This window comes from Streptomyces resistomycificus (assembly GCF_001514265.1).
GTDB classification, from domain to species: Bacteria; Actinomycetota; Actinomycetes; order Streptomycetales; family Streptomycetaceae; genus Streptomyces; species Streptomyces resistomycificus.
Window position 1 is genome coordinate 305,325 of the sequence record NZ_KQ948996.1, and the last position, 19,172, is coordinate 324,496.

The following is a 19,172-nucleotide window of genomic DNA, read 5'->3' on the forward strand; positions in this document are numbered from 1 at the left end:
CCTCTTGGGTTCGAACTCGGCGTGCCTCTCTCGCGCGCACTCCCAGCTCTGCAGCAAGCACGTCCATGAGATCGCCTCGCATGCCCTGAGGGGAGCGCTGCCCCTTGCCGGCGTTTCCGGCCGTCAGTTGAATATGTCCAGGAGGTCCGGCCACGAGCCTGAGTCGCCGCCGGGACGGGGCCGCATCGGGAGCGGATCCGGGTAGGTCTCCGCCGCGGCCCTTGCGCGGACGATGTCGGGACCGCCGCACGCCGCGACCGCGAAGGCGCCGAAAACCTTGGCGAACGCGGCCGGGTCGCGGAATTCCACGCCGAACGCTCGGCCGTCCCGCAGCGGCACCCACACCACCCGGTCGAACCGTGTCCATTCCAGCACAGGCTGGTCGTCCGCGGTTGACCGCCCTTCCAGCCACAGCCGCGCCACGTGCAGCAGGTTCACCTTTTCCATCGGCAACCGCTTGCGCCGCACCCGCAGTTCACGCGTCGTCAGCTCGACGCGCTGGTCCTTCTTCGGGTACCAGACGACACCGATCCCGAACGGCACCCACAGCAGGATCCCGATCATCGGCCAGACCAGAGCGTCGCCCCACGACCGGAGCAGCCCGCCGTCCAGCAGGTACAGGGCCCCGAAGACCAGAACCCACTTCGCCGTCATCCGCCAGAATCCGCTGCCCTGCCGGTACAGGACCCGTCGCTTCCCCGTCATCACCATGCCCGCACGCTATCCGCCGCGCCGCAGCTCACCGTAGGCGCCCCTCGTCGCCGCCGGGAGCGGGTGGCGTCACCGACGGCACCCGTCAATACGCCTCGCCCTTATCCGCGGGCGTGCTGACCGTTGGCCTCCTCAGCGCCAGCCTCGCGGTGCGCCGTCAGCATCACCGCCCGGCCGCCCACCGGCCCGGGGCCCGCGCGGCCGAGCCGTGTTCGTCGGCGAGTTGCTCGCTCGCTCGCTCAAGTACACGTCCGGCGACGCCGAGTTCGTCGCGCTCGTCCCGCACCTCCGCCGGCTGGTTGGCCAGCTCTTCTCCGCGTTCGTCCAGTTCCGCACGGCGCGCGGTGATCCGTTCCGGCAGCTCGGGGTCGAGCATGGACAGGATCGTAGGGGCGACCGAACCGCAGCGAGCATGAACCGGACGGTCAACTCCCCGCTTCTGCTGCCGGCCGCTTGTCCAGGAACTGCTTCGCCACCTCGACTGCCTCCCTGTTGAGTTCCTCGAGGGAGACTCCCCAGCTCTCCTCCCAGCCGTCCAGGTTGTGCGCGCTACGGACAAGCGGTTCCAGCTCTTCGGGGTAGTTGAGGTCGTAGGCGACGTCTGCCCGGATGAGGTGGGTGCCGGTGGCGGGATCCAGGGTTCCGTCGGCGATCTGGCCAGCGACCCAGTAGGCCATCGCCCATTTTGCGGCCCGAGGATCAGTGGGCGGATGGAAGAGCAGTCCCAGTTCCTCCAGTACCTGGTCGAAGAGGGCCGGCGCTTCGGGCTCCTCGCTCCGGAGGAGGCCGGCCAGCATCGCGAGGGAGGGACTCTCAACCCCGGCAATGAGCGCGTCGAGCCCTGCCTGGATGAGCCGGTCGGACCCGACGTGCCTACCGAAGGCCCGCTCGCGCGCGATGTGGCTGAGCTGCTTGAGGGCGTCATCGAGGGTCATCAGAGTCTTCTCGGCCGGCGTCTGGGAAATGAAGGCTCGCACATCCGCCGACGCTGCTGCATCGCGTTTCTCTTCGACCCGACCGACCCACTGACAGACGATCTACTTCTCAGGCTGCCTCCCACGACCAGCATGAGTACCCCGAGAACCGGTCACCTCAGCCATGGAAATTGGTCGGCGCGACCGCCAGCCACCGACCACCGCCAGCCTGGCTCAGGGGAAACGCATGGACCCGGCGGCCAGAATGGGCACACACGCCTTCTCTCGTTTGTCGGGAAGAAGATGCCTGAGCGAGGTGGACACCAGCAACGACTGCGTGCAGACCTACGCCTTCGCATCGCGACGGGCGACTGGAGGCTGTACGGCGACATCCGTAGCGCTGCTCCGACGTGGAAGGAAACCTGCGGATGCTGCGGCACCCAGTCGACGCAGCCGCGCGGGAACGTTCTCCTCGGCATCGAAGTACCGTCTGCTGGACAAGGACGAGTACTGGGTGGCCTTCCCTGAGTTCGCGCACTGCGACGCGTCGAGGGCGACCGTGTCATGCACCGTTCCGAGGCCGTGACCGGCTGGTAGGACACGACGCGGACTGGGGCGGGAGGGCCGCACCCTCCCGCCGCAGTCGCACCCCTAATACCAGGAGAAGACATTGAACGACGGCATCACGTGGCTGGCCGACGCCTGGCTCGGAGACGCCCCTATCCTGTTCGTCACCTTCGCACGTGGCATCAGCCCACGCGACCTCGCTGTCCGGCTTGGTGCCCGGCCTGGGGAAGTACTCGACCCGATCACCTTCGTTGAGGCCGAGCGGTTGACGTTCAAGGACCGGGAATCAGCCCGGGTAGCCCGCTTCGGTGAATGCGCGGGCTGGTCATATGCGGTGGAGCAGGGCTGGCCCTCCAAGGCTTGGTGGGCTCACCCCGACGTCTCCGCAGGCGGGGTTGAAGTCCTGCACCTGACGCCGAAGCCGGACGACCCACCCAGGGAGTGCTGGTACTACCGTGACGGACAAACGGTCGGTCGCTTCGACATCGGCGACACCCCGGACGAGGGCATGGCGTTCCTGCTCCCGGCGTTCGAGGAAGTCGGACTCCTCGATGATGACTTGAGCGAGGAGTTCGACTCGTTGCGTGCGACATTGACCGCCTTGCAGCAGCACTTCGGGCTGTCACTGCCGCGCCAGCAAATCCTGAACGGCCGGCTGCCCGCAGCGGTGACAGCAGCCGTGCCGCCAGAAAACCTGGGGGACTGACGAGCAGGTCATGAGCGAACGCCGCACAATCCGCAGCCGAGTCCGCACCGCCATGGTGGGCATCAAGCCTTCAGGCATCCAGGATGCGTTCGCCAACCTGCTGACCATCAAGCCGGTGGACGTCTCGTGAGCGCGGGATGCGTACATGACGCCCTACCAGGTCGACCTCACGTCGAGCATGACCGCTTCCTTGGGACCCGACCTGTTCGGCTTGAAGAGAAGCAGCATGGACCAGCGTTCGCCGCCGTCCAAGTGCCAGCGGTCGACTGGCCGCAGCAGCGGGGCCGCATCCAGCACGTCGGCCAGTCGGGGTGTTGGTCGGGGTCGGCGTAGCGGACCGCATACCGCTCTACCCCGGGCCGCATGAGCCAGCTGATGGCACCGAGAACGAGGCACGATTCCTGGACCGCTCGCGGACGCGGTCGTGGACGGTCGAAGTACGCGTCAGCTGCCCCGAAGACCGACCGCCAGCGTCAGTTCGAGGACCCGGTGTGGCGACGCGAGATCCGGGAACAGCTCCCGCAGCTGCGACATGCGGTACCGGACTGTCTGGGGATGGACGAACAAAGCCGCCGCCACCTCGTCCCGCCTGCCCTGGTGCAGCAGCCACGCCCGCAACGTCTCCTCCAGCCGCCGTGCGGTCGCGACAGGCAAGGTCCGCAACGGTGCGAGAGCTCGGGCACGCAGGTCTGCGAACGCGTCCACGTCGGCGCTCAGCACCAGCTCGGGCAGGTGGTCCTCGGTGTCGCGGATATCAGAGGAGAGGGAGCGCGCGCGTACGGCTCGTGCGTACGAGGCGGACGCTCGAGTCCATGGCCGGGCCGGGCCGACCACGGCGGTGCGGTCGGTCAGCTGCCGCAAGAGACGTGATCGGTCGGCATCGGGGACGAGCAACACACCGATGGCGTCCGGCAGATCGTCGAGGACGAGGGTGCTCGGGTCGAGCGCGCGGTAGGCAGGCCGGGCCTGGGCGGCGGGCAGTAGGACGGCGGTCAGGGAAACCGGAGGCTGCCACCCCGCCCGTTGAACAGAGGCCCGCAGCACGTCCGGGCTCGCGCCGGCGAGGAGGTCGCGGGCCAGGTGTTCCAGGTGGCGCTCGTGGTCCCTGCCCCGGGCGGCCAGTTCGTCGGCGTGGCCCGCGGCGCTCGCGGCGGAGAGCTCGTCGATGTAGGCGAAGGTCAGCTCGGCGAACTTGGCGACCTCGGCGGCGGGCAGACCTGCGGGTACGGCACCGGCTGCCAGGCATCGCCAGGCCACGCGGGCGCCGACGCGGTAGGCGCTGAGCAGGGCGTCCATCGAACGGCCGTCGCGCACCTCGCCGCGGCCCAACTCGTAGGCCGCGTCACCGGCGTCGCCGCCTGTGGCGTTCCCGCTCGCGAGGTCCAGGTAGTGCCCCAGGGCGGTGCGGACGGCTCGGCGGATGGTGGCGCCCATGTGGCCCGAAAGGGCGTTGGCGTAGGGAGGGACCTCGTCGATGATCGCCTGGACGACCTCGTCGGCGGTGGTCTTCAGTGCGGCCCGCAGCGCGGTGACCGTCGTCTCGTCCAGGGCCAGTTCGCTGGCCCTCCGGATTGCATGGCTCATGTTTTGTTCCCTGTGAACAATTCAGCCGACCAGATTTACGTCCTGCGGTCAGGACTTTACGCCTTGAGGCACAGCAAGCTGGAGTCATGACGAGTGCAGCCCTCCGCAGTAGGGCGTGGAAACTGCTGGAGATGGTCACGACACCGTTGCTGCCGTCGGACTACCTCGACCTGGTCAGCCCGCTGCGTGCGGGCGCTGACCTGCGTGGGCGCATCGAGGCCGTGCACCCCGAGACGGGTGACGCCGCGACCATCGTGATCAGGCCGGGACGGGGCTGGCGCGGCCACACGGCCGGTCAGTACGTGCGGATCGGCGTCGACGTCGACGGGGTGCGCCTGTGGCGTGCCTACTCGGTCACCTCACCGGCAAACCGCCGGGACGGCCGGGTCACGATCACCGTGAAGGCGATCCCGGACGGCAAGGTCAGCAACCACCTGGTCCGCAGGGCGAAACCGGGCACGCTGATCCAGCTTGACCAGGCGACCGGTGACTTCGTGCTGCCGGAGGCCAGGCCCGCCAAGGTGCTCTACCTGACGGCCGGCAGCGGCATCACGCCCGTGATGGGCATGCTGCGCGACACCGAGTTCGACGACGTCGTCATGGTCCACTGCGCGCCACAGCCGCAAGACGTGATCTTCCGCAACGAACTGCACGACCTGGTCGCGGACAAGAAGCTGCAGCTCACCGAGGTGCACACCGACACCGACGGCATGCTCGACATCGCCCGTCTCGACGAACTCGTGCCCGACTGGGCCGAGCGCGAGACCTGGGCTTGCGGGCCCGCGGGCCTGCTCGACGCCGCCGAAGAGCACTGGAGCGAGCACGGCGTACAAGAGCGCCTGCACACCGAACGCTTCCGCCCCAGCATCGTCGTCGCCGGTGACGGCGGCGAGGTCACGTTCAGCGCCACCGGCACGACCGTCGACGCGGACGGCGCCACGCCGTTGCTGGACGTCGGCGAGGAGGCCGGCGTGCTCATGCCCTCCGGGTGCCGCATGGGCATCTGCTTCGGCTGCGTCACGCCGCTCAAGGCCGGCGCCGTCCGCGACCTGCGTACCGGCGAGATCACCGAGGCCGAGCCGGGCGTCCTCATCCAGACCTGCGTGTCCGCCGCTGCGGGCCCCTGCGACATCGAACGGTAGGAGCACCTTGACCGCCATCGACCCCACCGCCCACCTGACCGCGGAGCAGATCGAGGAGCTCGGCCGCGAGTTGGACGCGATCCGCGACGAGGTGATCGCCGGCCGCGGCGAGAAAGACGCCGCCTACATCCGTAAGGTCATCTCGGCGCAGCGCAAGCTCGAGCTGGTCAGCAGGGGCGTGCTGCTGTTCTCGATCTTCCCGCCCGCGTGGCTGGTCGGCACCGCCGGTCTGTCCGTGGCGAAGATCATGGACAACATGGAGATCGGCCACAACATCCTGCACGGCCAGTGGGACTGGATGCGGGACCCGAAGATCCACTCCACCACCTGGGAGTGGGATCACGTCTCGCCGTCCGAGCAGTGGCGGCACTCGCACAACGAGCTGCACCACACGTACACCAACGTGATCGGCAAGGACAACGACCTCGGCTACGGCATCATGCGCGTCGACGAGGACCAGAAGTGGCACCCGTTCCACCTCGGCCAGCCGCTGTGGAACTTCATCAACGCCTGCTTCTTCGAGTACGGCATCGCAGCGTACGACCTGGAGCTCGGCAAGAATCTGCACAAGCGCCGCCGCAAGAACCCGGAGTTCCGCGCGCGGGCCAAGGCCGTGGGCCGCAAGATCCGCAAGCAGGTGCTCAAGGACTACGTGATCCACCCGCTGCTGTCGGGCCCGTCGTTCCTCCCCACGCTCGCCGCCACGTTCACCGCGAACCTGGTCCGCAACATCTGGTCCCACTCGGTGATCATGTGCGGGCACTTCCCCGAGGGTGTTCAGGTCTTCGAGCGCCGGTCGATCAAGGGCGAGACGCGCGGCCAGTGGTACCTGCGCCAGATGATGGGCTCGGCGAACATCAGCGGCAGCAAGGCCATGCACTTCATGACCGGCAACCTCTCGCACCAGATCGAGCACCACCTGTTCCCGGACCTGCCGAGCAACCGGTACGCCGAGGTCGCGGTGAAGGTGCGCGCGCTGTTCGAGAAGTACGAGCTGGAGTACGTCACCGGGCCGCTGCCCAAGCAGGTGTTCTCCGCGTGGCACAAGGTCTTCCGGCTCTCGCTGCCGAACAAGAAGCCCAAGATCAAGACGCCGGACCGCGAGCAGGAGCTCGTCGCGGCCTGATTCCCGGTATTGGTTCTGGTGATCGGCAAGGCCAGGGTGGGCCGCCGCTGGAAAACAGTCATAGGCGTCAGCTGTGGCCGAAGGCCGCCGCGGTGGCCACGTACGAGAGCGATGTGCTCGTCGAGGTCACCGAACGCAGGCTGCTGACCAGGAACTTGCGGACCGTCAACGCCCTGACGGACCCGACGGTCCTCGAGCCGGTGATCGCCGCTGTGACCGCGGGCTCAAAGGGGCGGGCACAGTGTCGCCAGTCGGGCGCCTGTCCATGTGTGAGTGGGGCTGCCGCATGGACAGGCGTGACCGTGGGCCTTAAGCCGCTTCGAGGAAGGGGTAGTCGGTGTAGCCCTCGGCGCCCGGCCCGTAGAACAGTTCCGGCCGCGGCTCGTTCTCCGGGTGGCCACCCTGCCAGCGCTCGACCAGGTCGGGGTTGGCGATGAGGGCCCGGCCCACGACCACGGCGTCTGCGTGGTCGGCCTCGATCTGCTGGAGCGCCTGCTCGCGGGTGGTCTGCCCCCCGAAGGGGCCGTTGTTGACGATCAGCTTGCCGTCGAAACGCCGCCGCAGCTCCTGTACAAGGTCGCCGCCCGGCTCGGTGTGCAGCACGGAGAGGTAGGCCAGGCCCAACGGGCGCAGTTGGTCCATCAGGGTGCCGTAGGTGGCCAGGACGTCGTCCCGGTCGGTCTCGAAGACGTCCCCGAGGTCGACCTCCGGCGAGATCCGCAGCCCGACCCGCTCGGCACCGACGGCCTGGGCGACCGCCGTGACGACCTCGACGACGAAGCGGGCGCGGTTGTGCGGCGAACCGCCGTACTCGTCGGTGCGCTGGTTGGCCGCCGGGGAGAGGAACTCCTGGAGCAGGTAGCCGTTGGCGCCGTGGATTTCAACGCCGTCCGCTCCCGCCCCGATGGCCCGGCGGGCCGCGGAGACGAACTCCTCCAGGGCTGCCCGGATCTCCGCGGTGGTCATCGCTTCCGGTACGGGGTAGGGCTGCTCGCCCTTCTCGGTGAACGTCTTGTTGTCGATGGCGATCGCGCTGGGAGCGAGGATGCGGCGGCCGCCGTTGATGTCGGGGTGGGTGCCGCGGCCCGCGTGCATGATCTGCAGGACGATGCGGCCGCCCTCGGCGTGCACCGCCTCGAACACCCGCTGCCAGCCGGCCGCCTGCTCGTCGGTGGCGATGCCCGGCTCACCGACATACCCCTGCGACGCGTGGTCGGGGTAGGTGCCCTCGGTGATGATCATTCCGACGCTCGCCCGCTGCCGGTAGTACTCGACCATCAGGTCCCCGGGGATGCCGGAGGAGCCGGCCCGGACCCGGGTCAGCGGTGCCATGACGATGCGGTTGGCGAGCTCGATCTTCCCGAGGGAGACGGGGGAGAAAAGCGACGGGACGGGTGAAACTTCTGAGACGTTGACAGTCATGGGTTTCTTTCTGCAATACGGAGTGAAACGGGATGAAGGCCTGCGACGCAGGGGGTCCACGCTGTCCCGGCGGAGGCGCGGATGCGGTCCTCGGGCAGGCGCGGGCCCGCTGACGGTGACGCGGTTCCACGACCGCGATCGGGGTGTGGGTGGTGCCGGCGGCGAAGGCGGTGAGAGCCGCATGCCGTCGGCGTCGACGCCGGTCAAGCGCAACTGCCCGCCGCAGTACGGGCGTTCGCTGCTTGCACACGATCAGCAGTCAGCCAGGTGACGATGCCACGGGTGCCGCCGCCGGAGTCGGTACGGATCGGTGTCTGCAGGCCGGGCCGCGACCGACTCCCTCGACGCGCCCCCGCGAAGGACCGATACACGACTTCACCTGGAACGGGCCTTTGGTGGTGGCGGGAACAGCGATCTCGGCGCTCCTCATTCTCATCGGCCTGAGGCACTTCCGCCGGCCGATCGCCCATCGGACAGCCTGCTCCACGAAAGCGCGAGACTAGCTGAGCGGCACGTCCGCGACAGCCTTGAGGTGGCTGAACGTCTCCAGGGAATACCGGCCGTGGTACCGGCCCAAGCCGCTTTCGCCGACGCCGCCGAAAGGCAGTCCCGGCATGAGCAGCTGTATCACCGGCTGGCCCCAGGCGACGCCGCCGGAGGACGTCTCCTTCACGAGGCGCGACTTGATGTCCTCGGAGGTGGTGAAGGCGTAGAGGGCGAGGGGCTTGTCGCGTTCGTTGATGAAGGCGATGGCGGCATCGAGGTCTTCGACTTCGACGACGGGGAGGATCGGACCGAAGATCTCCTCCTGCATGATGGGCGATGCGGGGTCGACATCGGTGAGCACGGTCGGTGCGATGAACAGGTCGTCGCGGTCGTGCTGGCCTCCCACCGCCGCCCGGCCGGAATCCAGCAGACGGGTGAGTCGGTCGAAATGCCGCTCGTTGATGATCCGGCCGAAGTCGGCTGAGGTCTGCGGAGTGGCACTGAACTGGGCGTCGACCGCCGCACGCAGGGCGGGAACCAGCGCGGCGGCGGTGGCAGGATCGGCCAGTACGTAGTCGGGGGCTACGCACTGCTGCCCCGCGTTGCCGAACTTGGCGCCGACCAGCCGCTTCGCGGTCTCGTCCACGTCGGCGTCGGGGGCCACGAAGACCGGCGACTTGCCCCCGAGCTCAAGCGTGACCGGGGTGAGGTTCTTGGCGGCTGCGGCCATGACGATCCGGCCGACGGTGCCATTGCCGGTGTAGAAGATCTGGTCGAAACGCTGTGCCAGCAGGGCTGTGGTCTCCTCGGCGCCCCCCTCGACCACGGTGAGCACATCGGCGTCGAAGTACTGGCGCAGCAGGCGTGAAGCGACCGCCGAGGTGTGCACCGACATCTCGCTCGGCTTGGCCACCACGGTGTTCCCGGCGGCCAGCGCGCCGATGATGGGGTCGATGAGAAGGTGCAGCGGGAAATTCCACGGAGCGATGACCAGGACGACCCCGAGCGGGTCGTACGTGGTGTAGGCCGTGGTCGTGGGACCGAAGTGGGCAGGAACCTCCACCGGGCGGGGCTGAAGCCAGTTCTCGAGGTTCGCCAGTGCCTCGTCGATGTCGGCGACGGTGAAGTCGATCTCCTGCATTTTCGCCTCGGCGGCGTTCTTCCTCAGATCCGCCCAGAGCGCATCGATCAGCTCCTGCTCGTTCTCCACCAGCAGGGCCCGCAGCCGCTGCAGCTGGTCGACGCGCCAGTCCAATGGGCGGGTGACACCGGTGTTGAACGTCGCACGAAGGCGGCCCACCACCTCCGCGGCCGGTTCGCTCTGATGCGTTCTCGACTCGATCCCCTGTGTTGCGCTCATGGGATGTACTCCGTTCCTGATCCAGGCCACGCCCTGGCCGTCTTCTAGCCGGGCACAGTGGCCAGCGTGCTGGACGATCCGGCATCCACCCAGGTCACGGCTTTGCGTACGTGCGCGGTGCCTACCACTGGTTGGGTCAGGATGGTGTGCGTGCGACCGGGGATACTCGAGGCATGGACGAATACCCCGAACCGGTGCACGAGCCCGCCGCCGGCGCTCTGGACCCGCGTGCCGAGCTCAGTGAGTTCCTGCGGACCCGACGCGCCCGGCTGAAGCCGGAGGACGTGGGACTGCCGGACTACGGGCGGTACCGGCGGGTGCCGGGGCTGCGCCGCGAGGAGCTCGCGCAGCTGGCCGGGGTGTCCGTGGCGTACTACACACGCCTGGAGCAGGGCAACGGGCGGCACGTGTCGCCAGAGGTTCTCGACGCCATCGCCCGCGCCCTCAGGCTGAGCGACGCCGAGCACGCCCACCTCACGCACCTGGCGAAGCCGAAACAGAAGAAGCCGGCCGGCCGCGCCCAGCAGGTGCGGGGCCCCCTGCGGACGCTGCTGGACACCATGGACGGTGTTCCGGCGATCCTCGTAGGGCGGCGCTCGGACATCCTTGTCTGGAACCGGATGGCCGCGGCGGTCTTCGGCGACTGGGCCGAGCTGCCGGCCAGGGAGCAGAACTGGGCGCGGCTGGTCTTTCTGCGGCCCGAGTACCGCGACCTGTTCGTGGACTGGGAGCACAAAGCCAGCGACGTCGTCTCTCAGCTGCGCATGGACGCCGGCTCCCATCCCGACGACCCCCGACTGTCCGCGCTGGTGGGCGAACTCTCCGTCAAGAGCGAGGAGTTCAGGCGGCTGTGGGCCACCCACGACGTCAAGGAGAAGTGCCACGGTGTCCAGCGCCTGCACCACCCGCTCGTCGGCGAACTCGACCTCCGCCTCGAGTCGTTCCACCAGGCCGACGCCCACGAGCAGATGCTGGTGACCTACCACGCCGAACCGAACTCCCCGTCGGCGGAGGCTCTGCGACTGCTGGCCAGCTGGGGCGCGGACGCGACCCGGGCGGGAACGAGCACATCGTCGGCACGCACGGCTTGATGAACTGTCCTTGATCATCGGTAGTCGGCTGAGCGCCACGCCCAGCGACCTTATCCACGCCAGGCGCCTGCGGGGGGTGTCGGATTCAGGACGGTCCGGGTGGCGCGGGCCTGCTGCGGTGGGGCAGTGGAAGAACGGTGCCGCCGCTGCGCAGTGCGTCGTTTTCGAGAGCCAGCTGGCGGATGGCCTCCTCGTACAGAGCGAGAATGCGGCGCAGGTCGGTGTTCTCCTTCCGTAGCCGGCGCAGGTTGGCTTCCGTACGTACGTCGGATCCGGAGGGTTCCGTCGGCGTCGCAGGCCGGGCCAGCGCCGGGATGCGGGACCGGAAGTGTACGTCGATCAGGTCGACGTAGTGCCGGTGGAAGGTGGTGTGTGGGATGTCCAGGAGCTGCTCGATCGCGGTCACGGTGGGGCGCCGTGCCGTCCGCGGGATGCGGCCTCGGCAAGGACGGTGTCAATGGCGGCTTTGACGGTCTCGGTGCCGGGCAGGGCGCGTTTCACTCGGCGGTCTTCGGGGTGTGGCGGGTGAGGAACGCGGCGGTGGCGCGGCGCTGTTCCTCAAGGTGGTGACGGATGTAGAGGGCGAGGCGGTCGCTGTCGGCGAGGGCGTCCTCCAGGCGGGCGAAGTGACCGGTGAGGGCCTGCCGGTTGGCGGGCGTGAGAGCGGTGTTGCGGCAGACCAGCGGTTTGCAGTCGGCCATGACGGGCTGATCGGCGGGGCCCTCGGACATGCGGCACAGGGCACGGTCGGGGTTGTAGACGCAGGTGATGAAGGTGCCCGGGTTCAGGCGGGTGTCGTGGCGGGCCAGGATGCGGCGCAGGCGGGCTTCGTCGGTGACGACCTGGCCGTCGAAGACGGTGTGGCGGGCGAGCTCGGCGAGCCGGGCTTCGGCTTCCTCTCCGGCGGGGCCCGTCAGGGACGGCCGGTTGTCGTCGGCGCCCAGCTTGGCGAGGAACTGGCCGCGGGCGAAGGCTTCTTCGGCTGCGTCGATGCGCGACGGTCGTGGACTGCGGCCACGCGGCTCGTAGAAGCCGCCGGGAACAGCCGCGGCACGGCCGCGCCCCGCGCGGGGTGCCTCCTCGTTCACGCGACGACCTCCGACCGCTCCAGTCGGCCCTCGTCGCTGAAGCAGCATGTGAAGCGTCGTCCCCACGTCTACGCCCTGGGCACGGCACCGTGCGTTGGCGTCGGCGAAGACCTGCTTCCACCCGGACGTCGTCATCGGCAGGCCCCACTGGTTCAGCCACCCCATCGCCGGCTCCCACCTGCCATCGGCCGTCGTCACCAGCAGCCGGCGCCGCTCCTCCGCATTCAGGCGGGCCACCGGCACCCACCGGCCACCCACCCGCACCCGGGGCGCGGCAGGGTCCTCCACCAGCAGCGACCGGCGCGTCGGGATGTAGAAGCCGCGCGAGCGCCCATGGTCGACCCGAGGTGGCCACCGTCGTCCTCACGTCCGCGAATACTTGGCTAGCCACATGATTGCTGCTACCTTGATTATGTGGCCAGCCACACTTTTGGTGGCCAAGAGGATGGAGCCTTCATGAAAGCAATTGTTTTCGACCGGTTCGGTGGCCCGGACGTGCTGCACGAGGCGGACATCGAGGTCCCGCAGCCCGGCCCCGGCCAGGTCCGGGTCCGCGTGAAGGCCGCCGGGCTGAACGCGCTGGACGGCAAGATTCGCGCCGGGATGCTGGAGGCCGTCCGCCCGACGACCTTCCCCGCCGTCCCAGGTGGCGAGCTCGCCGGGGTGGTGGACGCCCTGGGGGAGGGCGTGAGAGACGTGCAGGTCGGCGATGAGGTGCTGGGTTGGTCGGACACCGGCTCGTACGCCCAGTTCGCGCTGGCCACCACCGTGGCCCCCAAGCCCGCCGGCCTCGACTGGCCGCACGCGGTCGCGCTGCCGGTGGCCGGCGAGACGGCCGAGCGGGTCCTGGACCTGCTGGGGGTCGTCGCCGGGGAGACCGTGTTGATGCACGGCGCGTCCGGAGCGGTGGGAACCGTGGCGGTCCAGCTCGCCACGGCCCGCGGAGCCCGCGTGATTGCCACCGCGGGCCCCTCCAACCAGGACTACCTCGCCTCGCTCGGCGCCACCGCGACCGTGTACGGCGACGGTCTGGTCGAGCGGGTGCAGGCGCTGGCCCCCGACGGCGTGGACGCGGTGTTCGACCTGGCCGGGAAGGGAGCCCTGGAGGACTCCATCACCCTGCGGGGCGGCACCGACCGCATCGTCACCATCGCCGACTTCGGGGCACGGCAACTGGGCATCACCTTCTCCCAGGGGTCCCAGGAACGCTCGACCGCCCGCTTGGCCGCCCTGGCCCAGGACGCCGCGGCCGGCAAGCTCGTCACCGCCGTCGCCGCCTACCCGCTCGACCAGGCCGCAAAGGCCCAGCAGGTCAGCGACGCCGGGCACGTGCGGGGCAAGCTCGTCCTGACCGTCGGCTGAGCACCCCCGCCCACCCCTCACACACCACTCGATGCCTTTACGGTGACGGCCGGTCACCGCCCTATCGAAGGACCCCTCATGCTGGATTCCCTGTGGACGCCGACCACTCTCGGCGGAATATCTCTGCCGCACCGCCTGGTCATGGCCCCCATGACCCGTGACCGCTCCACGCCTGAAGGCGTACCGACCGAGCTGAACGCCGAGTACTACGCCCAGCGGGCCTCGCACGCGCTGATCATCACCGAGGGAACCCAGCCCTCCGCCGACGGCCAGGGCTACCTCCTGACCCCCGGCATCCACAACGACGAGCAGATCGCCGGGTGGCGCAAGGTCACCGACGCCGTGCACGCGGCCGACGGCCGGATCGTCATCCAGCTGATGCACACCGGACGCATCGCCCACCCCGACAACACCCCCCACGGCCGTCGGCCGGTCGCCCCTTCGGCGATCCGGCCGCAGGGCGCGATGTTCACCGCCTCGGGGCCCCAGGAGATGCCGACCCCCCGTGCGCTGTCGACGCAGGAGGTCGCGGCGACCGTCGACGACTTCCGCCGTGCCGCAGCGGCTGCCGTCGCGGCAGGCGCCGACGGCGTGGAGATCCACGGCGCCAACGGCTACCTGGTGCACCAGTTCCTGTCCGACAACACCAATCAGCGCACCGATGGCTACGGCGGCTCGATCGAGGGCCGCATCCGCTTCGCGGTCGAGGTCGCCGCCGCGGTGACCGACGAGATCGGCGCCGAGCGCACCGGTATCCGTATCTCTCCCGGCAACCCCTACAACGACATCGCCGAGTCCGACACGGCCGAGCTGTACCCGGCGCTCCTCGACGCCCTGCGCCCCCTCGACCTGGCCTACCTCCACGTGATGCACGCCGGCGACGAGGAGCTGCTGGACACTCTGCGCGCGCTGTGGCCGACCACGCTGATCCTCAACCGGGCCGGCACCGACCTGCCCACCCGCGCCAAGGACATCGACCACGGCACGGCCGACCTCGTCTCCGTCGGCGCCCTCGCGCTCGCCAACCCGGACCTCGTGGAGCGGCTACGCTCTGACGCGCCGCTGAACACCCCCGACCCGGCGACCTTCTACGGCGGCGGAGTGGCCGGCTACACCGACTACCCCACCCACACCGTCTGAGGAACCAAACCATGCCCGCCCCCACACCCCGCACCCCCACGACGGCCAGCGAAGGGCCGATGAGCTACGCGATCTTCCAGCTCGCCCGCGCTCACCGAGCCCGCGCCGCCGCCATGCTCCGCGAGATGGACCTGCATCCCGGACAGGAACTGCTGCTGATGCACCTCCTTGACCGGGACGGCCAGACCCAGTCCGAGCTGCTCGAAAGCGTTGGCCTGGACCACTCCACCGTCTCCAAGTCCCTACGCCGCATGCAGGACGCCGGCCTGCTCATCCGCGAGCCGGCCGAACACGACCGGCGCGTCATGGTCGTTCGCCTCACCGACAAGGGCCGTGCCATGCGCGAGCCCCTGGCAGCCATGTGGCGGAGCCTGGAGGAGACCTCCGCGCAGGACCTGTCGGCGCAGGAGGCAGAGGCCTTCGTCCGCACCGCCTACGCCATCGCCGACGCGATCAACAGTCGTGCCGTTGCGGGGGAGGAATCCGAGTAACTCCCCGCGGCTTGTATCCCGGTCCCGGTCTGGAGCGCGGATCGTTTCCGGCGTGCCTGCTCAGTGGACCGTGCTGCAGCTCACGAAGGCCGTGCTGCACGGAGCCAGGCGCCCCGACTGTCGCCTGAACCCGGTGAACCGGCGGCCGTGGCGGACCCGCCCGCTCGCCCCGGTACGTCAGGGAAAACGGGGTGAGCGGGCGCATCAGGGGCAAGCGCGAGCTGTCCCGCTGGCAGCAGGACTGAACTCCTCCTGGGGGTAGGGAAACAGCCCTGCGGGGACGGCGAGCCCTTCCACGTCGCCGAACGGCCGCGCATCGAGGACGACCGCATCAGCCGGGTCCCGGTCACCCTGGACCTCCGCAAGCTCCTTGCCGGACGGCGGCGACCCGCCGCGGACCCGCCCACCAAAGGCCCGCCCGTGTGCGTTCCGGGCCAACGGCGCCCACGTCCGCGGTCACCACTGCCCTACCCACTCAATCCCCCCACCACTGACCTGATGGAAGTGAGACCCCTCATGGCCACCATCCTCCCGGTCCTCGTCGTCGGGGCGACCGGCTCCCTCGGGAGCAAGGTCGTCGACTAACTACTCAAGCGCGGTAAGAACGTCCGCGCGCTGGTCCGCTCGACCACCGACGCGAGCAGGCTCGAAAGCCGGGGCGTAGAGATCGCCCGCGGCGACATGCTCGACCTCGACACGCTCATCGCCGCCATGAAGGGCGCCGACGCCGTCATCACCACCGCCGCCGGCTACACCCGCGGTGGCAAGAACGCGCAGGACATCGACACCGTCGGCAACGCCAACCTGGCCGAGGCCGCCCACCGCACCGGCATCCGGCGGTTCGTCCTGACCAGCATCCTCACCAGCGACCAGACGCCCGACGTCCCGCACTTCTGGCACAAGAAGCTCGCCGAGGACAAGCTCGAACAGCTCGGCGTCCCGTTCGTCGCCCTGCGCCCGGGGGCGTTCCTCGACCAGGTCGCGAGCATGGCGGGCGACCCGGTCGACAAGGGCCGCATGGTGTGGATCGGCAAGGCCACCGTCCCGCTGACCTTCGTCCACACCTCCGATCTCGCGGCGTACCTGGCAGCCGCGGTCGACACCGAGGCCGAGGCCGGTGAACGGATCGACATCGGTTGGGACCGTCCGGTCAGCATGCGCGAGGTGGCCGACGTGATGGGCAGCCGGGCCGGAAAGAAGATCAAGGTGTGGGTCGTCCCGTCCGCTGTCGCTCGCGCCGCAGGAGCCGTCGCCGGCCGCTTCGTGCCCCTGATCACGGACATGGCCGCGATGTTCCGCTGGTTCGAGACCGGACGCTACGTCGCGGACTCCCGCCGCCAGGAGCAGCTGTTCGGCCCTGTCCCCACGGCCGAGGAGGCCCTCGCTCGGTTTACCGAAGAGCTGCGCACCGCACAGTACCGGTGACAGGCATGCGTCGCATTCTCGCCGCCCGGCGGCCTGACCAGGACGCCTCGGGTCTATCCCTCCCAGTCGACCACTCCACAACAATTCCGGCCGAGCCGAACGGGTGACGGGGCGGGCACGCGGGGCTTCCCTGGCCGGGGTGAGGGCCTGCCGTGTGAAGCCCTGCGATCGCGGGGCTTCACGAGTGTCTCCCGTTGACAATCGGATGTCCGTAACTGACTGAGCGATTCGCCGGATGTCGACAGAAGATCGAGAGGTGCTGCCGCGACCACCTCGCGGCAGGCCGCAGCGCGGCGAGCCTGCGGGCAGCAAGCGATATGTAAGGAATTGGCATGGACAAGCGTGCAGCATCCGCAGGCGCCGCCTCCGCGACGATGCGAGCGGTCGTCGTCACTCAGCCCGGCGGCCTGGACGCTCTTCAGGTCACCACGGTGCCGATGCCCGAGCCACAGCCCGGATGGGTGCTCATCAAGAAGGCGTTCGGCGTGAACAAGTCCGAGGTCACCACACGAAAGGGCGAGTCGGACCCGGAGGTCACCTACCCGCACATTCTCGGCATCGAGGGCGTTGGTGTGCTCGACCAGGCCGACGAGGGCAGCGGGCTGCGCCCGGGGCAGCAGGTGGCGACCATGCTGGGCGGCATGGGCCGGTCCCTCGACGGCTCGTACGCGCAGAACGTGACCGCCCCCGCGGAAAGGTCGTCCCGTTCGAAATCGACCTCCCGTGGGAAGTGGCCGGCGCGCTGCCGGAGATGTTCCAGACCGCCTACGGCTCCCTCGCCACGGGCCTCGGTCTGCAGGCGGTGCAGACGCTGCTGATCTGCGGCGGCACCTCCGTGGTCGGGCTGAGCGCGACCACGATCGCGAGGGACCGCTTTGCCACCGTGCTGTCCACCACCCGCAGCCCGGACCGGGCCGGGGAGACTGCGGGCCGTGGGTGTAGCGCAAGCCATCGCCGCCGGGCGGCTCAAGGCCCGGTCGCGAGTGTCTACCACGGCCTGGAGCAGGTTCGCGATACCCAGGCCGACGTCGAGGCCGGCACGACACTGGGCATGCACGTGGCGCTGCTCGACGACTGAGAAACACACCCGTCCACCGCCGACCGGAGCCGGCCGGCGGCATGCACGAAAAGGAGACCGTCATGGGCGTCAACAAGGGAGAAATCAGCAAGACCATCCTGGAACTGGAGAAGTCCTTCAACGAGCGGTGGAGCGTCGGCGACAACCGCGGCTACCTCGACAACTACGCCGAGGAGATCAGCTACTTCGACCCGATCGAAAAGGACCTGGTGCTCGGCCGTGACGCGACCGTCGCCCACATCGAGGCGATCTACTCCAACCCGCACATCGTGCGCAACGAGTACCTCAACCCCGTCGTGCACGTCAGCGACGGCGGTGACTTCGCTGTCTTGGCCTACAACCTGAGCACCTACGTGCTCGACGACAACGGCGACGAGCGGCAGCTGCGCGCTTGGAACGCCACCGAGGCGTACCGGCTGATCGACGGCGAGTGGCGCATCGTGCACTCCAACTGGGCGTTCGCCCAGACCGCGACAGGCGCGATCGCGTCCTGACCGGATATCCAAGGTGACGCACTCCCGCTTTGTGCCGGTGGCACCTTGGTGTCAGCGGCGTCGGTTGCGGGCGGTGCATCCCGCACCCGGCTGGTCCAAGGCCCGACGACCACCGGTTGCAGGGGCCTTGAACGCAGCCGCACTCCACCCGCGCATGCTCCCGGACGCTGCTCGGCGGGCCGCCGGACACGCCGACCGTGTTGGCGCTCGGCCTTCCGCTGCTGGAGATCGGCGGTCTTGTTGTCGATGCGCGCCAGTCACATCGTGTGTCAGGCCCGCAGGGTGAGTGGGTGGGTGGGTGCTTCCTGGTGGCTGCGTCGTGAACTCAACTGGAGGGTGTGGCCGGGGACCGTATGCCGAGCCACTGTTCAGCGCCCCAGGCATGGAACCGCTCTAGCTCGGCGAATCCCAGCTTCGCCGCGAGGCGCATCGAGCCGACGTTGGCGCTCTGGGTGGTGAGCACCACCGGCTCGCCGGGAAGCGCGCCGGCGAGCCAGTGGAGTGCCGCCGCGCACGCCTCGGCGGCGTATCCGTATCCCCACGCCTGCGGCAGGAACAGGTAGCCGAGATCGGCCTTCCTCGCGGCGGCCGGGCGACCGTGCCCCGTTGCTCTCCTGAGCAGGATCTGGCCGATCATCGACCCGTCGAGATCAACGACGAAGCTTCCGGGCCATCGCTCGGGCGCGTCGGGCAGTTCGCGCTCGAGCTCGTGTCGTGGGCGGGGGCCGCCGAGGTAGGTGTGCACCTGTGGCGAGGCGAGCAACTCGATGAAGGCCGCACGGTCCCGGGTTTCGGGCTGACGGAGCACGAGCCTGTCGGTCCTGATCCGCTCAGGCGGCCAAGCCACGGGTCCCAGATCTTCCATCCGCGCACGCTAACAAGTGGTCGAATCAGCCGAACGGGAAACGCTCAACTCCACCTGGATCCGAACCTCAGATCCGAGCTTCTGATCCGAGCTCCTGGTTTGACTCCTGAGCAGTATCTA

19 protein-coding genes and 1 pseudogene are annotated in these 19,172 nt (G+C 69.1%); 11 read left to right on the forward strand and 9 right to left on the reverse strand.

The window, feature by feature from the left end; genetic code table 11:
* Nucleotides 1-123 precede the first annotated feature (123 nt).
* The 3 genes from AQJ84_RS27490 to AQJ84_RS27500 form a co-directional block, all read right to left on the reverse strand.
* Nucleotides 124-711 (reverse strand): hypothetical protein, encoded by a 588-nt coding sequence (locus AQJ84_RS27490; protein ID WP_030040570.1) that lies wholly within the window; start codon nt 709-711, stop codon nt 124-126.
* A gap of 163 nt (nt 712-874) precedes the next feature.
* The gene (locus AQJ84_RS27495; protein WP_225877245.1) at nt 875-1,087 is read right to left on the reverse strand and encodes a hypothetical protein; all 213 of its coding nucleotides are present in this window, start codon (nt 1,085-1,087) and stop codon (nt 875-877) included.
* Between the two features lie 49 nt (nt 1,088-1,136).
* Nucleotides 1,137-1,646, reverse strand: coding sequence for a hypothetical protein (locus AQJ84_RS27500; RefSeq protein WP_037802933.1), 510 nt, complete (start codon nt 1,644-1,646; stop codon nt 1,137-1,139).
* Nucleotides 1,647-2,295: 649 nt separating this feature from the next.
* On the opposite strand from AQJ84_RS27500, the gene AQJ84_RS27505 reads away from it, so the two are divergent.
* A complete protein-coding gene (locus AQJ84_RS27505; RefSeq protein ID WP_030040568.1) occupies nt 2,296-2,898 on the forward strand; it encodes a hypothetical protein in 603 nt (200 codons plus the stop codon).
* 444 nt (nt 2,899-3,342) lie between these two features.
* On the opposite strand, the gene AQJ84_RS27510 is transcribed toward AQJ84_RS27505, so the two are convergent.
* A complete protein-coding gene (locus AQJ84_RS27510) occupies nt 3,343-4,482 on the reverse strand; it encodes a PucR family transcriptional regulator (RefSeq protein ID WP_030040567.1) in 1,140 nt (379 codons plus the stop codon).
* An 86-nt stretch (nt 4,483-4,568) separates the two neighbouring features.
* On the opposite strand from AQJ84_RS27510, the gene AQJ84_RS27515 reads away from it, so the two are divergent.
* Both AQJ84_RS27515 and AQJ84_RS27520 read left to right on the forward strand, forming a co-directional pair.
* Entirely contained in the window at nt 4,569-5,624 is a 1,056-nt protein-coding gene (locus tag AQJ84_RS27515; RefSeq protein ID WP_030040566.1) for a ferredoxin reductase, read from the forward strand.
* 7 nt (nt 5,625-5,631) lie between these two features.
* Nucleotides 5,632-6,750, forward strand: coding sequence for a fatty acid desaturase family protein (locus AQJ84_RS27520; protein WP_030040565.1), 1,119 nt, complete (start codon nt 5,632-5,634; stop codon nt 6,748-6,750).
* A gap of 309 nt (nt 6,751-7,059) precedes the next feature.
* Here the strand turns inward: AQJ84_RS27520 and AQJ84_RS27525 are convergent, their stop codons facing one another.
* Together AQJ84_RS27525 and AQJ84_RS27530 are read right to left on the reverse strand one after the other, a co-directional pair.
* Nucleotides 7,060-8,172 (reverse strand): alkene reductase, encoded by a 1,113-nt coding sequence (locus AQJ84_RS27525; protein ID WP_053192128.1) that lies wholly within the window; start codon nt 8,170-8,172, stop codon nt 7,060-7,062.
* Between the two features lie 499 nt (nt 8,173-8,671).
* Nucleotides 8,672-10,018 (reverse strand): aldehyde dehydrogenase family protein, encoded by a 1,347-nt coding sequence (locus AQJ84_RS27530; RefSeq protein ID WP_030040564.1) that lies wholly within the window; start codon nt 10,016-10,018, stop codon nt 8,672-8,674.
* 173 nt (nt 10,019-10,191) lie between these two features.
* On the opposite strand from AQJ84_RS27530, the gene AQJ84_RS27535 reads away from it, so the two are divergent.
* A complete protein-coding gene (locus AQJ84_RS27535; protein WP_030040563.1) occupies nt 10,192-11,109 on the forward strand; it encodes a helix-turn-helix transcriptional regulator in 918 nt (305 codons plus the stop codon).
* A gap of 85 nt (nt 11,110-11,194) precedes the next feature.
* Here AQJ84_RS27535 and AQJ84_RS27540 read toward each other — a convergent pair whose 3' ends face one another.
* Complete coding sequence (locus tag AQJ84_RS27540; RefSeq protein WP_030040562.1) at nt 11,195-11,515, reverse strand: hypothetical protein; 321 nt, start codon at nt 11,513-11,515, stop codon at nt 11,195-11,197.
* A 91-nt stretch (nt 11,516-11,606) separates the two neighbouring features.
* Entirely contained in the window at nt 11,607-12,434 is an 828-nt protein-coding gene (locus tag AQJ84_RS27545) for a hypothetical protein (RefSeq protein WP_157874988.1), read from the reverse strand.
* A gap of 219 nt (nt 12,435-12,653) precedes the next feature.
* Between AQJ84_RS27545 and AQJ84_RS27550 the strand changes: the two genes are divergently transcribed.
* The 7 genes and pseudogenes from AQJ84_RS27550 to AQJ84_RS27575 all read left to right on the forward strand — a co-directional run bounded on the left by AQJ84_RS27550 (nt 12,654) and on the right by AQJ84_RS27575 (nt 18,187).
* A complete protein-coding gene (locus AQJ84_RS27550) occupies nt 12,654-13,559 on the forward strand; it encodes an NADP-dependent oxidoreductase (protein WP_030040560.1) in 906 nt (301 codons plus the stop codon).
* 78 nt (nt 13,560-13,637) lie between these two features.
* Entirely contained in the window at nt 13,638-14,699 is a 1,062-nt protein-coding gene (locus AQJ84_RS27555; RefSeq protein WP_053192132.1) for an alkene reductase, read from the forward strand.
* Nucleotides 14,700-14,710: 11 nt separating this feature from the next.
* Nucleotides 14,711-15,190: a MarR family winged helix-turn-helix transcriptional regulator gene (locus AQJ84_RS27560; protein WP_030040557.1), complete on the forward strand. Its 480-nt coding sequence runs from the start codon at nt 14,711-14,713 to the stop codon at nt 15,188-15,190.
* 597 nt (nt 15,191-15,787) lie between these two features.
* Nucleotides 15,788-16,615 (forward strand): annotated as a pseudogene (locus AQJ84_RS27565) (SDR family oxidoreductase); the annotation flags it as partial.
* Nucleotides 16,616-16,947: 332 nt separating this feature from the next.
* Nucleotides 16,948-17,433, forward strand: a complete 486-nt coding sequence (locus tag AQJ84_RS44405; protein WP_225889162.1) for an alcohol dehydrogenase catalytic domain-containing protein — start codon at nt 16,948-16,950, stop codon at nt 17,431-17,433.
* Entirely contained in the window at nt 17,418-17,693 is a 276-nt protein-coding gene (locus tag AQJ84_RS44410) for a hypothetical protein (RefSeq protein WP_225889164.1), read from the forward strand. Before AQJ84_RS44405 ends, AQJ84_RS44410 begins: the two co-directional genes overlap by 16 nt.
* A gap of 62 nt (nt 17,694-17,755) precedes the next feature.
* On the forward strand, nt 17,756-18,187 hold the full coding sequence (locus AQJ84_RS27575; RefSeq protein ID WP_030040556.1) for a YybH family protein: 432 nt from the start codon (nt 17,756-17,758) through the stop codon (nt 18,185-18,187).
* A 325-nt stretch (nt 18,188-18,512) separates the two neighbouring features.
* Here the strand turns inward: AQJ84_RS27575 and AQJ84_RS27580 are convergent, their stop codons facing one another.
* Nucleotides 18,513-19,052 carry a GNAT family N-acetyltransferase gene (locus AQJ84_RS27580; RefSeq protein WP_030040555.1) on the reverse strand — a complete coding sequence of 180 codons (540 nt, stop codon included), beginning with the start codon at nt 19,050-19,052 and terminating at the stop codon, nt 18,513-18,515.
* Nucleotides 19,053-19,172 lie beyond the last annotated feature (120 nt).

What these genes read in the sequence shown, in the direction of transcription:
- AQJ84_RS27490 (WP_030040570.1), bottom strand. Translation starts at nt 711, where the DNA reads ATGGTGATGACGGGGAAGCGACGGGTCCTGTACCGGCAGGGCAGCGGA.
- AQJ84_RS27495 (WP_225877245.1), bottom strand. Translation starts at nt 1,087, where the DNA reads ATGCTCGACCCCGAGCTGCCGGAACGGATCACCGCGCGCCGTGCGGAA.
- AQJ84_RS27500 (WP_037802933.1), bottom strand. Translation starts at nt 1,646, where the DNA reads ATGACCCTCGATGACGCCCTCAAGCAGCTCAGCCACATCGCGCGCGAG.
- AQJ84_RS27510 (WP_030040567.1), bottom strand. Translation starts at nt 4,482, where the DNA reads ATGAGCCATGCAATCCGGAGGGCCAGCGAACTGGCCCTGGACGAGACG.
- AQJ84_RS27515 (WP_030040566.1), top strand. Translation starts at nt 4,569, where the DNA reads ATGACGAGTGCAGCCCTCCGCAGTAGGGCGTGGAAACTGCTGGAGATG.
- AQJ84_RS27525 (WP_053192128.1), bottom strand. Translation starts at nt 8,172, where the DNA reads ATGACTGTCAACGTCTCAGAAGTTTCACCCGTCCCGTCGCTTTTCTCC.
- AQJ84_RS27530 (WP_030040564.1), bottom strand. Translation starts at nt 10,018, where the DNA reads ATGAGCGCAACACAGGGGATCGAGTCGAGAACGCATCAGAGCGAACCG.
- AQJ84_RS27535 (WP_030040563.1), top strand. Translation starts at nt 10,192, where the DNA reads ATGGACGAATACCCCGAACCGGTGCACGAGCCCGCCGCCGGCGCTCTG.
- AQJ84_RS27550 (WP_030040560.1), top strand. Translation starts at nt 12,654, where the DNA reads ATGAAAGCAATTGTTTTCGACCGGTTCGGTGGCCCGGACGTGCTGCAC.
- AQJ84_RS27555 (WP_053192132.1), top strand. Translation starts at nt 13,638, where the DNA reads ATGCTGGATTCCCTGTGGACGCCGACCACTCTCGGCGGAATATCTCTG.
- AQJ84_RS27560 (WP_030040557.1), top strand. Translation starts at nt 14,711, where the DNA reads ATGCCCGCCCCCACACCCCGCACCCCCACGACGGCCAGCGAAGGGCCG.
- AQJ84_RS44405 (WP_225889162.1), top strand. Translation starts at nt 16,948, where the DNA reads ATGGACAAGCGTGCAGCATCCGCAGGCGCCGCCTCCGCGACGATGCGA.
- AQJ84_RS27575 (WP_030040556.1), top strand. Translation starts at nt 17,756, where the DNA reads ATGGGCGTCAACAAGGGAGAAATCAGCAAGACCATCCTGGAACTGGAG.
- AQJ84_RS27580 (WP_030040555.1), bottom strand. Translation starts at nt 19,052, where the DNA reads ATGGAAGATCTGGGACCCGTGGCTTGGCCGCCTGAGCGGATCAGGACC.